The sequence below is a fragment of the Acinetobacter terrestris genome (genome assembly GCF_004331155.1).
GTDB lineage: Bacteria > Pseudomonadota > Gammaproteobacteria > Pseudomonadales > Moraxellaceae > Acinetobacter > Acinetobacter terrestris.
The window spans coordinates 1-13,868 of record NZ_SJNZ01000019.1; the positions used below are offsets into that span (position 1 = coordinate 1).

Annotated in this window: 14 protein-coding genes, 1 tRNA gene and 1 pseudogene; 7 read left to right on the plus strand and 9 right to left on the minus strand. The window is 41.2% G+C overall.

The genetic code is table 11. From position 1 onward, the window contains the following. The 4 genes and pseudogenes from E0H81_RS11115 to E0H81_RS11130 form a co-directional block, all read left to right on the plus strand. Window positions 1-232: pseudogene (locus E0H81_RS11115) on the plus strand (transposase); the annotation flags it as partial. Window positions 233-477: 245 nt separating this feature from the next. Next, on the plus strand, window positions 478-1,536 hold the full coding sequence (locus E0H81_RS11120) for a type II asparaginase (RefSeq protein ID WP_378235392.1): 1,059 nt from the start codon (window positions 478-480) through the stop codon (window positions 1,534-1,536). 270 nt (window positions 1,537-1,806) lie between these two features. Beyond that, window positions 1,807-2,034 (plus strand): hypothetical protein, encoded by a 228-nt coding sequence (locus tag E0H81_RS11125; RefSeq protein WP_131318928.1) that lies wholly within the window; start codon window positions 1,807-1,809, stop codon window positions 2,032-2,034. 138 nt (window positions 2,035-2,172) lie between these two features. Next, window positions 2,173-2,248: transfer RNA gene (locus E0H81_RS11130), tRNA-Thr, on the plus strand. 85 nt (window positions 2,249-2,333) lie between these two features. Here the strand turns inward: E0H81_RS11130 and E0H81_RS11135 are convergent. The 3 genes from E0H81_RS11135 to E0H81_RS11145 form a co-directional block, all read right to left on the minus strand. Further along, window positions 2,334-3,161 (minus strand): SAM-dependent methyltransferase, encoded by an 828-nt coding sequence (locus E0H81_RS11135; RefSeq protein ID WP_131318930.1) that lies wholly within the window; start codon window positions 3,159-3,161, stop codon window positions 2,334-2,336. Window positions 3,162-3,164: 3 nt separating this feature from the next. After that, on the minus strand, window positions 3,165-4,463 hold the full coding sequence (locus E0H81_RS11140) for an FAD-dependent oxidoreductase (RefSeq protein WP_205677723.1): 1,299 nt from the start codon (window positions 4,461-4,463) through the stop codon (window positions 3,165-3,167). Window positions 4,464-4,890: 427 nt separating this feature from the next. Further along, window positions 4,891-5,778, minus strand: a complete 888-nt coding sequence (locus tag E0H81_RS11145) for a pirin family protein (protein ID WP_131318934.1) — start codon at window positions 5,776-5,778, stop codon at window positions 4,891-4,893. 288 nt (window positions 5,779-6,066) lie between these two features. On the opposite strand from E0H81_RS11145, the gene ycaC reads away from it, so the two are divergent. Together ycaC and E0H81_RS11155 are read left to right on the plus strand one after the other, a co-directional pair. After that, window positions 6,067-6,693, plus strand: coding sequence for an isochorismate family cysteine hydrolase YcaC (gene ycaC, locus E0H81_RS11150; protein ID WP_131318936.1), 627 nt, complete (start codon window positions 6,067-6,069; stop codon window positions 6,691-6,693). Window positions 6,694-6,813: 120 nt separating this feature from the next. Beyond that, the gene (locus E0H81_RS11155) at window positions 6,814-7,737 is read left to right on the plus strand and encodes a LysR substrate-binding domain-containing protein (protein ID WP_131318938.1); all 924 of its coding nucleotides are present in this window, start codon (window positions 6,814-6,816) and stop codon (window positions 7,735-7,737) included. Between the two features lie 71 nt (window positions 7,738-7,808). Here E0H81_RS11155 and ahpC read toward each other — a convergent pair whose 3' ends face one another. The 4 genes from ahpC to E0H81_RS11175 all read right to left on the minus strand — a co-directional run bounded on the left by ahpC (window position 7,809) and on the right by E0H81_RS11175 (window position 11,842). Further along, window positions 7,809-8,372, minus strand: a complete 564-nt coding sequence (gene ahpC / locus E0H81_RS11160) for an alkyl hydroperoxide reductase subunit C (RefSeq protein ID WP_131318939.1) — start codon at window positions 8,370-8,372, stop codon at window positions 7,809-7,811. A 214-nt stretch (window positions 8,373-8,586) separates the two neighbouring features. After that, window positions 8,587-9,192, minus strand: coding sequence for a single-stranded DNA-binding protein (ssb, locus tag E0H81_RS11165; RefSeq protein WP_131318941.1), 606 nt, complete (start codon window positions 9,190-9,192; stop codon window positions 8,587-8,589). Window positions 9,193-9,243: 51 nt separating this feature from the next. Further along, a complete protein-coding gene (locus E0H81_RS11170) occupies window positions 9,244-10,608 on the minus strand; it encodes an MFS transporter (RefSeq protein WP_131318943.1) in 1,365 nt (454 codons plus the stop codon). 148 nt (window positions 10,609-10,756) lie between these two features. Beyond that, window positions 10,757-11,842, minus strand: a complete 1,086-nt coding sequence (locus tag E0H81_RS11175; protein WP_131267714.1) for a DUF475 domain-containing protein — start codon at window positions 11,840-11,842, stop codon at window positions 10,757-10,759. 235 nt (window positions 11,843-12,077) lie between these two features. On the opposite strand from E0H81_RS11175, the gene tenA reads away from it, so the two are divergent. Next, window positions 12,078-12,749, plus strand: a complete 672-nt coding sequence (tenA, locus tag E0H81_RS11180) for a thiaminase II (protein ID WP_131318945.1) — start codon at window positions 12,078-12,080, stop codon at window positions 12,747-12,749. Window positions 12,750-12,875: 126 nt separating this feature from the next. On the opposite strand, the gene E0H81_RS11185 is transcribed toward tenA, so the two are convergent. Together E0H81_RS11185 and E0H81_RS11190 are read right to left on the minus strand one after the other, a co-directional pair. Further along, window positions 12,876-13,217, minus strand: a complete 342-nt coding sequence (locus tag E0H81_RS11185; RefSeq protein WP_131318947.1) for a GlpM family protein — start codon at window positions 13,215-13,217, stop codon at window positions 12,876-12,878. Between the two features lie 52 nt (window positions 13,218-13,269). Then, window positions 13,270-13,623 carry a DUF1304 domain-containing protein gene (locus E0H81_RS11190; RefSeq protein WP_131318949.1) on the minus strand — a complete coding sequence of 118 codons (354 nt, stop codon included), beginning with the start codon at window positions 13,621-13,623 and terminating at the stop codon, window positions 13,270-13,272. Window positions 13,624-13,868: the final 245 nt, after the last annotated feature.

Sequence of the window (13,868 nt, forward strand, 5' to 3'; positions counted from 1 at the left end):
WCCTGTTCGTAAATCGATGAAGAATGCCAAACCAAAAACACAGCAAGAAAAAGAGTTATTATCAAGGCGTGGTTTGATTGAAACAGTGAATGATCAGTTGAAGAATTAACATCAGATAGAACACACACGTCATAGATCGATCAATAATTTTATGGTGAATGTTATGGCGGGTGTAGTGGCTTACTGTTTAAATCCCCATAAGCCAACCTTTAAAAATTTGTTAAATGGCTGAGGAATCCCTTCGAACTCAGGTTATTTATTTATTTATTTATTTATTTATTTATTAGGCAGAAAAACAATTCATTGCGCATTTTTACCCAAGTTCATTCCAGCAAATATAAAAATCATGGCTTCTGATATTTCTGATGATGAAATCCATATTTTAAATTTGGTATAGGCAAAGCTGGTTTATTTATATTAGGTTATAAGTGGTACAAAAAATGCTTGGATTGTACAGAACATTTATAAGGAAAAATGATGAAAAAAACACTTAGCGCACTTTCTTTAAGTCTCGGCTTATTACTTCCCCTTTCAACTTTTGCCAAGAATAATGTCGTGGTGGTTGCCACAGGTGGCACGATTGCAGGTGCAGGTGCCAGTTCTACAAACAGTGCAACCTATACCGCAGCCAAAGTGCCTGTAGATGACTTGCTCAAGGCCGTTCCTCAAATTCAGAATCTGGCAAATGTTACCGGTGTACAGGCACTTCAGGTTGCGTCAGAAAGCATTACAGATAAAGAACTTTTAACCATTGCACGTAAAGTCAATGAATTGGTGAAAAAGCCCGATGTAAATGGCGTTGTGATCACCCATGGTACCGATACGCTAGAAGAAACCGCTTATTTTCTAAGCTTGACCGTTCATACCGATAAACCGATTGTGGTCGTGGGTTCTATGCGCCCACCTTCTGCATTATCTGCAGATGGCCCTTTAAATTTATATAGTGCTGTTGCCCTAGCTGCTGCCGATAATGCAAAAGCCAAAGGCGTTTTTGTGCTCATGAATGATGATATTTTTGCAGCACGAGATGTGACCAAAACCATTAACATTCACACCAATGGCTTTGCTAGTCAGTGGGGTGCATTGGGGACACTGGTCGAAGGTAAAACCTATTGGTTTAGAAATGTCGTGAAACGTTTTAATAATGCATCTGAATTTAATATTGAAAATATTCAGGGTGATGCGCTGCCTCTAGTTCAAATTGTATATGGTTCTGGCAATATGATTCCTGATGCCTATAAAGCTTATGCAAAAGCAGGGGCAAAAGCCATTATTCATGCAGGAACAGGCAATGGATCTGTTGCAAAAAATATTGTGCCGACTTTAAACGAGCTACAAAAGCAGGGCGTGCAAATTATTCGTTCATCACGTGTGCCACAAGGCTTTGTGCTCAGAAATGCAGAACAGCCCGATGATCAGTATAACTGGGTGGTGGCGCATGACTTAAATCCACAGAAAGCGAAATTACTGGCAGCCCTTGCACTGACTAAAACCCGGGATGCAAAAGAAATTCAACGCATGTTTTGGGAATATTAATATTTAAGCCAATTGAAGAAAGTATGTAGCGATACTTTCTTCACTCCTGAGGTTAAAAGTCTTCATCTGTTGATCTAAAATTTTAAAACAACGACTTCCATTTTTTAAAAAAATTTGCACATTTATTCACCTCATTACAAGAGAATATAAAAACTCAAAAAAATGATCATCAAGCTGCAATATTCCGCTGATAATAATCATCTTACAGAACTTTAGTTCAAGGCATAAAAGTCCATTCAGCAGATCAAAAACTGCTATTCGGGAGTAAGCATGAATACCAGCAATAACTATGTAAAACAGATCAAGAATGCGAAACGTGGTGGTTATACCCCAACCCTTGCCAAAGACATGAATAAACATAAAATTCAGAAAGCATTACGTTTAATAGAACAGTGGAGAAAGCTTGCAGATGAACTGAAGCCACAAATGCAAATTGACATGGCTTTAACCTTGGAAGAATGTGCACAAGACTTAGCCCAGATCCTGAGGCCAAAATAAGCATTGTTATCTTTTAAATTCTTTTTGACTTGCCCACCTTTGCGGCGGATCAATTATTTTTATCTTAAAGCAGGAAAATCAATCGCTCATTTTTTGGCTTGCGTTTTCAGCAAAATTCGCTATTATTCATCCCACGTTGCCGGCATAGCTCAGTTGGTAGAGCAACTGACTTGTAATCAGTAGGTCCACAGTTCGAATCCGTGTGCCGGCACCATTTTATACTTAGCCTCGCTTTTTAGTGAGGCTTTGTTGTTTCTGGGCTTTGGCTTTGCAAAAAATCTCTGAAATGTCAGTGTTGATTATTTTCTCGCGCTGATTTGCACATACTTGACCCAGCCATCTGCATAAAGCTTGGCACATAATTTTGCTGTCATGCGAATTTTAAATCCATCCAGGCCTATACTTTGATGTGGCAATGGCTGCAATGTATGAAAATAATTTGCAAAACCCTGCAAAACGCCTTTAGATAAATCACGGATTTCAATCTCCGCAAAATCATAGTCCTGCAAAGTTTGCTTCAGAGCCGATGCAGTCATTAAATGATCTAAATTTACATCTGCAACTTTTAATAACCATTGATACTTTCGTTTTTGCAATGAATTTAAATCCAGCCATTTCTCAGACCAGATTAAATAATGAAAACCCAGTCTGCCCTTTGAATTTAAAACAGGGTTTACTGAATCAAGAAATGAATTCAAATTGGAGTGATAAGCGGCGTCGATACACAGCACCACATCAAAGCCAGATTTGAACTGAATCTGTTTTAAATTTAAAAAAGAGTGTTGGTGAATCGCAGCAAGCTCAGGAAAATGTTTTTGAATTTGAATCACGCAACTGGATTGCATTTCCACAGCTTCAATGTGTTGAACATAATAATGCTGCTGCCAATGGAGCAGACTTGCACCCTGTCCACAGCCCAAATCCAGCAATCTGTCATTTGAAGTTAAATGCACGGCTTGCGCCAACTGATCTGCCAATTGACGACAAGCATCGGGATAGGATGACGTTGCATCATCCCAATAACCCAGATTAGTCCAAGCGAGTTCAGCATCATCCCCTAACTGTTTTGCGTTAATCGCATACTTATGTTGTGAAAATTGCTGTTGAATCGCTTGAAGCCATTTCATGGATTAGTAGCCGAGTTGTGGGGCAACCTCAACTTTAGGTTTTAATCCCACAAACGGCAATGGTGCACCCAAAATTTCTGCAATATGCATCGCTGAAGTTACTGCAGATTCGAGTACCGGCAAGCCATCGCAAGACCATGAACCACAGTAGAACACTTTACGGTTGAGGTCTTTATGACGCTGCTGTAATTCTTTATTTAGAGCCACGGTTTGAGAGTTCACCACCGCACGGGTTAAGGTAACGCTGGAAATGATTTTTTTAGGATCAATTTCAGTCACTGGTTGCCAGGTTTGGAATACGGGTGTCTTGCCGACCAGACTTGGCTCGACTGAATTCAGCCATACGGTGAACTGTTGGCGGGTAAACTTACGATCCATCATATAACTGAGCACCGCCCAGTCTTTACGCTTGGGTGGCATCACGGTTTGATCAGTGTGAATCACCAATTGACCCTGTTCAAATCTGAATTGCTTTAACAGTGCAATATCATCTGCGAACTGTTCATTATCTAAAAAGGTTTCAATTTTATTGGTCGGTGTTGCCACAATGACACGGTCAAAAACGCGCTGCTCACCTAGTGCATTTTCAACCAGAACTCCATTTTCCTGTTCTTTGACTTGGGTAATGGCAGTGCCATTATGAATTTCAATGTCTTTAATTAGCTTGTCGACCAATGCTGGCGTGCCACCTTGAAGACGCAGTAAAGCATCGCCATCGGTCAATTGACGCAAGAATGTCAATAAAGGTTTTGCAGGCCAGTCGCCAATGGTTTTTGGGTTACAGGTACAAATGGTATACAGCACCGGCATCACCGCGCCATGCCAGAATACTTCTTCGATATCATTATTATTAATAAATTCAGCCAGGCTAATCTCTTGGTTCTTTGACTTAAAGAATCGAGCAATGGCCGCTTTCAGTTGCAGCATGCCTTTGACCAGACGCCAGCCGTATTGTTGCAGCCCTTTACGGTTATTGATAATCGGGAAATTCCCAATACGGCTACGGGTGGTGGTTAGCCAGGTTTCAGTGCGATCCTCAAACAGCCAGCTGCATGCCATATAGGTACGCACGGGGAAAGTGGGTATATCCAGATAGGTCGCCAAACTGAGGGTGTTTTTCCACAAATGCGGATTCATGACACGCAAGGGTGCATCAATTAAGCCGCCTTCAAATTCAATGCTATGGCTGTCCATACCACGTCCAGGCAATGCTTCAAAAATAGTTATGCTATGCCCTGCATCTTTAAGAATTCTGGCGGTAGCTAGCCCAGCCATGCCACTACCAATAACTGCAATATCCAAAATTATTATCCGTCAGTTACACATAAGATTCTTGAAATTATGAACCAAGCGAGATTAAAAGGTGGTATTAAAATATTCCAGAATATATTTTTTTAACAAAAGTCATCATGACAGGTATTAGAAAGATTTTTTACGTTCATTCACAGCTTAAAAAATTCAAATAAATGTGTGAAATTATTATAATTTTTCAAAATAAATATAAAAAAACCTTTAAAAAAAGACAGATATATTAACCAATATTATAACGATCGGTTTACAAAATCATAAATTTTCGTTATGATACATCACATAATAATTTGACTTTCAGATTCACTTTTAACCCCCATAACTATGCAAATGCTGTAAAAACAACAAAATTCATTTCGCAAAAAGCCCCTAAACATTTAGGGGCTTCTTTATTTTCTAGATAATCAACCCATGGCTAAAATTAACTGGCCACTGGGATCTCCCCAAATTTGCCACTATTAAAGTCATTAAAGGCTTGAACGATTTCATCCTTGGTATTCATCACAAAGGGACCATAGCCCTGAATTGGCTCATTCAAAGGTTGGCCAGTAAGCACTAGAAATTTGCTGTCTTTAAGCGCCTGCAGTTGAATATCGGCTTCACCGTCCTGAGCAAACATGACAATGGAACTGTCTTGAACATGCTGCGTTCCATTCAGCTGCATTTCACCAGAGAGCACCACAACCAGTACATTGTGATCGACAGGCACATGAATGTGATGCACATGTTCTGCTTTCAACTCACCATCCCAAACGTTCACAGGACTATAAGTAGAAGCAGGACCGCTATGCTCTGCATCATCCGCTATATAGCGACCGGCAATCATACGGAGATGCCCCGCACCCTGTTCAAGTTCAATCACGGGAATATCTTGTGCTTCAATGGCCTGGTACTTAGGTGCGGTCATTTTGTCTGCTGCAGGCAAGTTGACCCAAAGCTGCACCATTTCAAACAGGCCACCCTTGTTGGCAAATTCTTCAGAATGAAATTCCTCATGCACCAAACCTGCACCCGCCGTCATCCATTGCACATCGCCAGTTTTAATCTGGCCGCCGCCTCCGGCTGAATCTTTGTGAGTCACCCCACCTTGATAAGCCAGCGTCACCGTTTCAAAACCCCGATGCGGATGTGAACCGACCCCATGCTGCTGCGTGGTCGGACTAAAATGGTAGGGTGCTGCGTAATCCAAGAGCAAAAATGGGCTAATTGCCTGACCTAAACGATCGTAGGAAAATAGGTTTTTAACCGGAAAGCCATCTCCGACCCAATGCATGTTCTGGTTACGGTAAACGCCAATAATTTTTTTCATTTCAAACTCCTATCTCTAGGAAACAATATGCGTACATATTAGTCTTTTTAAATATCTCAACATAGCTAAATACCAATACACACAATCTCATTTTTAGGACAAAAATGGGCTTTGCATTTTTATAAAGATTCATTCTTAGCTTAATCCAGCCAAATTATCCTATAAATAATATGATGAATCTCAAATAATCGGGTTTATCCCTAATCATTATCTCATTAATATCAATTCAACCCAGAACATCTAAACAGAGTTCTACTTCTCCACAACACAATTCATGAGGCAAAAAAAATGGGCAAACCCTACGTTCGTTTAGACAAAGATAATGCAGCAGTTTTATTGGTCGACCATCAAACAGGATTACTTTCACTGGTGCGTGATATCGATCCGGATAAATTCAAAAACAATGTTTTAGCACTTGCTGCAGCAGCTCAATATTTCAATCTTCCGACCATTTTAACCACCAGTTTTGAAAGCGGCCCAAATGGACCTTTGGTTCCCGAGCTGAAAGAAATGTTCCCCGATGCACCTTATATTGCCCGTCCGGGTCAAATTAATGCCTGGGACAACGAAGAATTCCTAAAAGCGGTCAAGGCCACAGGTAAAAAACAACTGATTATTGCCGGTGTTGTGACCGAAGTCTGTGTGGCATTTCCTGCACTTTCCGCACTTGAAGAAGACTTTGATGTGTTTGTGATTACCGATGCTTCAGGCACATTTAACCCTTTAACCCGCGATTCGTCATGGGATCGTATGTCCAATGCCGGCGCACAATTGATGACCTGGTTTGGCGCAGCCTGTGAGTTGCACCGCGACTGGCGTAACGACGTTGAAGGTTTGGGTGCATTGTTCTCAAATCACATTCCTGATTATCGCAACCTGATTAACAGCTATAACCAGCACAGCGCTCAAAAATAACAATAGTCTTTTAAAATAAGCGGTCTTCGGATCGCTTTTTTGCAGTTCTTAATGTCCGTTATTTGGTTGATTTTCAGCTACAATAATCACTATTCCCTGGTTCTGTTTTGAGCATGATGTATGCATTCATTTGATGATTATTATTACTTTTTCCTGGTGGTAAAACACGGCGGATTTAGTGCAGCAAGTGAAGCCAGCAATATCACCAAATCAAAACTCAGCAGGCGCATTTTAGACTTGGAAAGTCAGTTTAATGTCAGCCTGATTCAACGCTCCACCCGTCATTTTAAGGTGACGGCACTGGGGCAGGAATTTTATGAGGAATGTTGCAAAGTCATCGCCCAGGTGGAATGTGCCAATAATGTCTTACTGAAACAAAAAAGTGAGCCTCAGGGGTTAATCAAAATCAGCTGCCCTTCAGTGATGATGCGTTTTCAAATTCGCACTTTACTGAATCAGTTTTTAAAAGATTATCCCAAAGTACAGATTGAACTCGAACTGACCAGCCGCCGTGTGGATCTGATTCATGATGATATGGATTTAGCCATCCGCACCAATTTTCAAGCCAATGAAGATTCCAGCTTAATTGTCCGTGACGTGATTAAAACCATGCATTGTTTGGTGGCAAGTCCAGAATTGCTACAAGGACGAGAGATCCAGCATTTTACCGAATTACATGAATTTCCAAGTGTGGTTCTGGGCATTCAAAAATCACAATATTATTGGCATTTAAAAAATCGTGAACATGATGAAATGATTGATATTCCGCTGCAACCGCGGATTAAAAGTAATGATCTAGCCGGAGTCTACTATGCCGTCCGCGATGGTTTAGGCATTGCCGATTTGCCTTATATAACCGTTGAAGAAGACATTAAACAAGGCCAACTGATTCATGTCTTACCGGAATGGTGCTCAAATTTAGGCACTGTGCAGCTGGTCTATGCTTCGCGTAAAGGGCAACGTCTGGTGATGGAAAAACTGATTGATTATCTGGTCGAAGGTTTAAGAGATTTAGCCAAAGATCATTTAGGTTATGCGCTTTAAATTAACAAATGACGCATAAAAAATCCAGGCACACAGTCCTGGATTTTTTAGGAGATGATCTCAATTTGAGATTAGATTTTACCAATCAAGTCGATTGAAGGCGCCAGTGTGGCGTCACCTTCTTTCCATTTTGCCGGGCAAACTTCACCTGGGTGTGCATGAACATATTGCGCCGCTTTTACTTTACGAAGAAGTTCTTGCGCGTCACGACCGATACCACCTGCATTGATTTCGATAATCTGGATTTTACCTTCAGGGTCAATCACAAAAGTACCGCGGTCTGCCAAGCCTTCAGCTTCAATGAGAACTTCGAAGTTTTTCGCCAAAGTCCAGGTTGGATCGCCAATCATTGCATACTGGATTTTTTTGATTTCGTCCGAGCTGTCATGCCAAGCTTTATGGGTAAAGTGGGTGTCAGTCGATACTGAATAAATCTCAACGCCCATTTTTTGGAATTCAGCATAGTTATCGGCCAAATCACCCAGTTCTGTTGGACAAACAAATGTGAAGTCTGCAGGATAGAAGAACACCACTGACCATTTTCCGATCATGTCTTTTTCAGACACTGCAACGAATTCACCATTTTTATAAGCGGTTGCGTTGAATGGTTTTACTTCAGTATTAATTAAACTCATGAGATATTCCTCTAGCTCGTTTCTGGGATTGCTTATCTTGTGAAGCTAGAATACGAAAGTTTCTCGAATAGGTAAAACCGTACTTTTTTATAAAAATTATCGAAAAAATAGATCAAATATTTCTATCAGTTTTCTAAAAATGATTGTTTTGGGCAATAAAAAACCCTTTGCGGTTACAAAGGGTTTTGGATGACGAGTTACCGTTTTAATCTAATTAAAACGGTAGGTCATCATCTAAATCGGCAGGTGCAGCGACAGGCGCAGCAGGTGCAGATTGCGGTGCTTTTGGCTGGAAAGCAGACGGATTATTGTTTGTATAACCACCTTGCTGGTTGTTATTAAAACCACCACCTTGATTATTGCCATAACCGCCTTGGTTATTGCTATTGTTATTATTGTTGTTATAACCACCGCCTTGGTTGTTGTTGAAACGTGGTTGGTTATAACCCGCGTTGTCACCACCTGCAGCTTGTTCACCTTGCTGACGGTTGCTATCTAGCATTTGCATCTGTTCACCACGAATTTCTGTGGTGTAGCGTTCTTGACCGCTTTGGTCTGTCCACTGACGCGTACGCAATGAACCTTCGATATAAACTTTAGAACCCTTACGCAGATATTGCTGTGCAATTTCACCTAAGCGGTTATGCAACACAATACGATGCCATTCAGTTTGTTCTTTACGTTCACCAGTGGTTTTATCAGTCCACGAATCACTGGTTGCAATTGAAAACTGAGTAAGAGAACCACCATTCGGGAAAGTTTTGGTTTCAGGATCTTTACCTAAAGTTCCGACTAAAATTACTTTATTAACACCACGCATCAGACGTACACTTCCTATCTATTTCTATATTTTACTTTATAAGAGTTATGCTTAAATGGCTACATCTTTACCTAACAACTGCGTTAAATCTTGTCGCGCAGCTTCATTTATAAGCTGCTTATCAATTTTAACATAAGCGAATTGCTGATCAGACATCACCACAACCTCTTCAATACCACGAATTGCCAAAAGTTGAGAAGTCCACTCATCCGTTTGTTTTGCCTCGGGTAAACGCAACACCAGGGATGAAAGATAACGCGGCTGAGCCAAGCCCCAACTGATCAACAACCAGACAATTGCGATAGCACTTAAGATCCCCCAACCCAAAGCAGTATTATTGAGTAACAATAATTGACCACCAATCATGCCACCAAAAAATGCCCCTAAAAACTGACTGCTGGCATTTACACCCATGGCTGTGGCTTTAGACTGAATCGGTGCAGATTTGGATAACCACGAAGGCAACAAGGCTTCCATCACGTTAAAGGCAATAAAGAAGAACCCTAAGCCTGCCAATAAAATGTATTTTGATTCATAGCCAAAAATCAGCACCAGTAAACCCAGGATAATCCCGCCAATCGCAGTCAGGAAAATGCCGCGCATTTTGCGATATTTTTCCGCCAAAATAATGCTTGGAAAAGCAAAAAACAGGCTAATGATCAGTAATGGCAAGTACACCAGACCATGACTGGCCAATGGAATATCAGCAAACTGAATCAGCTGCGATGGCATATAGATAAACATCGCGGTCAGTAATAAATGCAGTGCAAACACTGAAATATGCAAGCGGTTTAAATCGCCCATTTTCAGCACTTGTTTCAGTTGTGCAAGATAACCTTGCTGATAATTTTTATGATGACGGGTCACTTTGGGAACCAAGAGCAACATGGAAATTGCCGCCAAGCCCATAATGGTGGTGACCCAAAACAGTCCAGAAATACCGACTAAACTGGTGAGCCAAGGCCCAAGGCTAAACGCGAGCATAAAGGAAAACCCAATACTCATTCCCATCACGGCCATGGCTTTGCTGCGCTGTTCTTCACGGGTGACATCGGCTAATAGTGCCATCACCACAGCAGAAACTGCACCACCACCGGCAATCGCACGGCCAATGATCACGCCATAAATGGTTTCAGACATCGCGGCAATTGCACCACCCAGGGCAAACAGCAATAAGCCCAAAATCACCAAAGGCTTACGGCTAAAACGGTCAGCCAGCAAGCTAAACGGAATTTGTAAAATGGCCTGGGTTAAACCATATACGCCAACCGCCAAACCAATCAGCGCAGGTGTTGCCCCTTGATATGACTGTCCTGCTACGGAAAACACAGGAATAATCATGAACAAGCCCAGCATACGCAGCGCAAAAATACTGCTTAAGGCAAAGGTTGAACGGCGTTCTAAAGCATTCATCATATCAATAAGCTTGGTTTTATGAGTTTAATTTCGATGGGCTATCCTACAACATTCATGTTATGGATGTTGAGTTATTCAAAGATCAGCCACGATAAAAAAGGGCACATTTTTATGCGCCCTTATTGTAACCGTTTTTCTTAAAAAAGGATTAACCGATCCGTTCTTGACGCTTGGTATATTGAATGGATGCAATGACTGCCCAAACAATAAAGGCCACACCAATCAAACCGGTCACAACTTCAGGTACGTGTAGACCCGTGCCGCTCGCCAGCATAATAAATGCCAAAGCACCAATCGCGTAATGCGCACCATGCTCAAGGAAAATATAAGCATCTAATGTGCCTTTTTCGACCAGATAAATCGTCATTGAACGCACGAACATTGCACCAATGGCAAGACCCAGCATAATGATCACAACGTCAGATGTAATCGCAAATGCACCGATGACACCATCAAAACTGAACGATGCATCCAGTACTTCAAGGTAAAGGAAACCACCAAAACCGGCTTTAATCACACCTGTAGATGCACCACTGGCATCATGTGCAACAGCATTGCCCTGTTCATCAATTTCAGGTTCACCGCCTAACAAGTGACTCAGTACTTGAACCCCAATGTAAATAACGATCCCCCAGATTCCTGCCATGGTCACGGCTAAACGTGCAGTTTCCTCTACATTTGCTGCCATGATCAGCAAGCCAACCAATGCAAGAAATACTGACATTGCAGGTACGTTGGCTAGATTAGACAAACGTGCTTCAAGCCATCTAAACCAGTGCGTGTCTTTTTCGCTATCCAGGAAGAAATTCAGGAATACCAGTAACAAGAATGAGCCACCAAATGCTGCAATTTCAGCATGATGTGCCATCAACTTCTCTGAATAAAGAATAGGATCATTGATCGCCATTTTCACGACTTCAAGCATACCCATGTCCGCAGTGACTGCAACAATCACAATCGGGAACACCAAACGCATGCCAAATACAGCAATAACAATACCGACGGTTAAGAAAATCATTTTCCAGAAATGATCCCAACCGCGCAGTACCGAGGCATTGACCACGGCATTATCGAAAGAAAGTGATACTTCCATGACGGCCAGAATGGCAGTAATGGTTAACGCCGTGAACATGGTCTTTAAACCTGCTTCAGGGCCATGCGTAAAGCCCCAATATGCAGATATAGCCAGACACACGATCGTAAAAATGATTGAGAAACCAAAATGTTTCATCATGATAGATCGACCTATGAACAAATATATATAGAGAGTAAATTCGGTAAAACTTAAAAAAGAACTTAAGATTTTATGTGCACAATTATGACGACTTTTTGCTATTAATCCAAAATTCTTCGTATGATTTTTTTCAAGAGAAATATACTATTTATGCAGCTTGATATCTTGGCGTGAAAACTCTTGTTATAGTCCTGCCTTCTGTAAATTCTTCTTTTATTATCGACAGGATGATGACATGAGCTTTTCTCAAGATGTATGGCAGCGAAATTTGGCTTTATATCAAAAAACTTTAGCCCTGCCATTTAACCAGGAACTTGCACAAGGCACTTTGAGCAAAGACGTTTTTAGTCATTATGTGATTCAGGATGCGCATTATTTACTGGCTTATGGTCGATCACTTGCAGTCTGTGCTGCCAAAGCCTTTGAAGCCGATGACGTGATTCAGTTTGCCGAGGCTGCCAGAATTGCCATTGTGGTTGAACGCAGTCTGCATGATGGCTTTATGCAGGAATTTGATATCACCAAAAAAGAATTTGAATCCACGCCTCTTACCTTGGCTTGTCATCATTACAGCTCGTTTTTAACGGCAACTGCTTGGTCTGAAAGCTATCCGGTGGTCTTGGCTTCCTTACTGCCATGTTTCTGGATTTATGCCGAAGTGGGTAAAGATATTGTCGATAATTCAATCCCGAATAATCCCTATCAAGCTTGGGTCGATACCTATTCAGGTGAAGAATTCAATGAGGCGGTGCGAAATGTGATTGCCACAATTGATAAAGTTGCTGCACGCTGTGATGCCGATACCCTTGAGAAAATGCACCAGGCTTATACCACAGCGGCCAAACTGGAATGGCTGTTCTGGGATAGTGCATATGATCAACGCCAGTGGTTGGGCTTGGATCAGTAATAAACAATAAGAAATGAATTACTCCCTTCTACTGTTAATAGGCAAGATTTTCTCACCAAGATTACTTTAATCATCTCCCCTTGCGGACTCAAAATATATTTTGAGTCCGCAAGGGGAGGGATTTTTTTACTGCTGAAATATCTGCCAGCCATAAATCAGCCCGGCTGCTGCCACAACCCAGCACAGCGTTGCTACGCCCAAACACGACCACATCGACATTCTGGTTGCCAGCACATACACCATCAACAGATAAATAAAATAGGGAATGAGCGACCATAACCCGAATAAAGCGGTTTTCTGTAAAGCTGCTGCACCCTGCTGCTGTGACACAATCACATGCGCAATCAAGGCAAAAGTCGGAAATAACGGCACCAGTCCTGCAATATAAAATGCCTTGCTTTTAGAAAGTATCGAAATTAGCAGTACCACTGCGGCGCCCAATATACATTTCAAAAATAAAGACAACATATTCACAGATCCAGCAGGCAAACGTTTTTAAAAATGAATTCTATGCCGATCCTTAAAATATATTTACTACAATTAAAGCAAGCAATGCAGGGACAGCCTGAATATAAATGATCTTTTTACTGGCAGTAATGCCGCCATAAATCCCGGCAACCCAAACACAGCCTAAAAAGAAGTTGGCCAGTGCCCTGGCATAAGCATCAGGTGCAAACAGCGACCAAATTAATCCGGCAGCTAAAAAACCGTTATATAAACCCTGATTTTGCGCTAAAACTTTGGTCAATTTTGCCTTTTCCAGATTATGGCCAAACGCCTTCATGCCAGACGGTTTATCCCACAGGAACATTTCAAGAACCAGAAAATAAATATGTAGCAATGCAATCAGTGTGATTAAAACTTTCGCAATCATTGTTTTAATTTCCTTTTTTATTTTGATGCTATTGTGCTGTGATTTTGCTTTTTTAGCGATACCTTCTGCAACATGATTCACATTAAAAGTAACTTATTCAGGCTTGTGGCGCTCTAGAAAGCTCGCTACAGTCTTATAAAACTTAATTAAATTGATTTAGCCGACACAATATGTCGCTAAAAAATGATTTTATTCAACTTGAACAAAATTAAATCGCTATCATATATAACCTTCAATTTGCACAT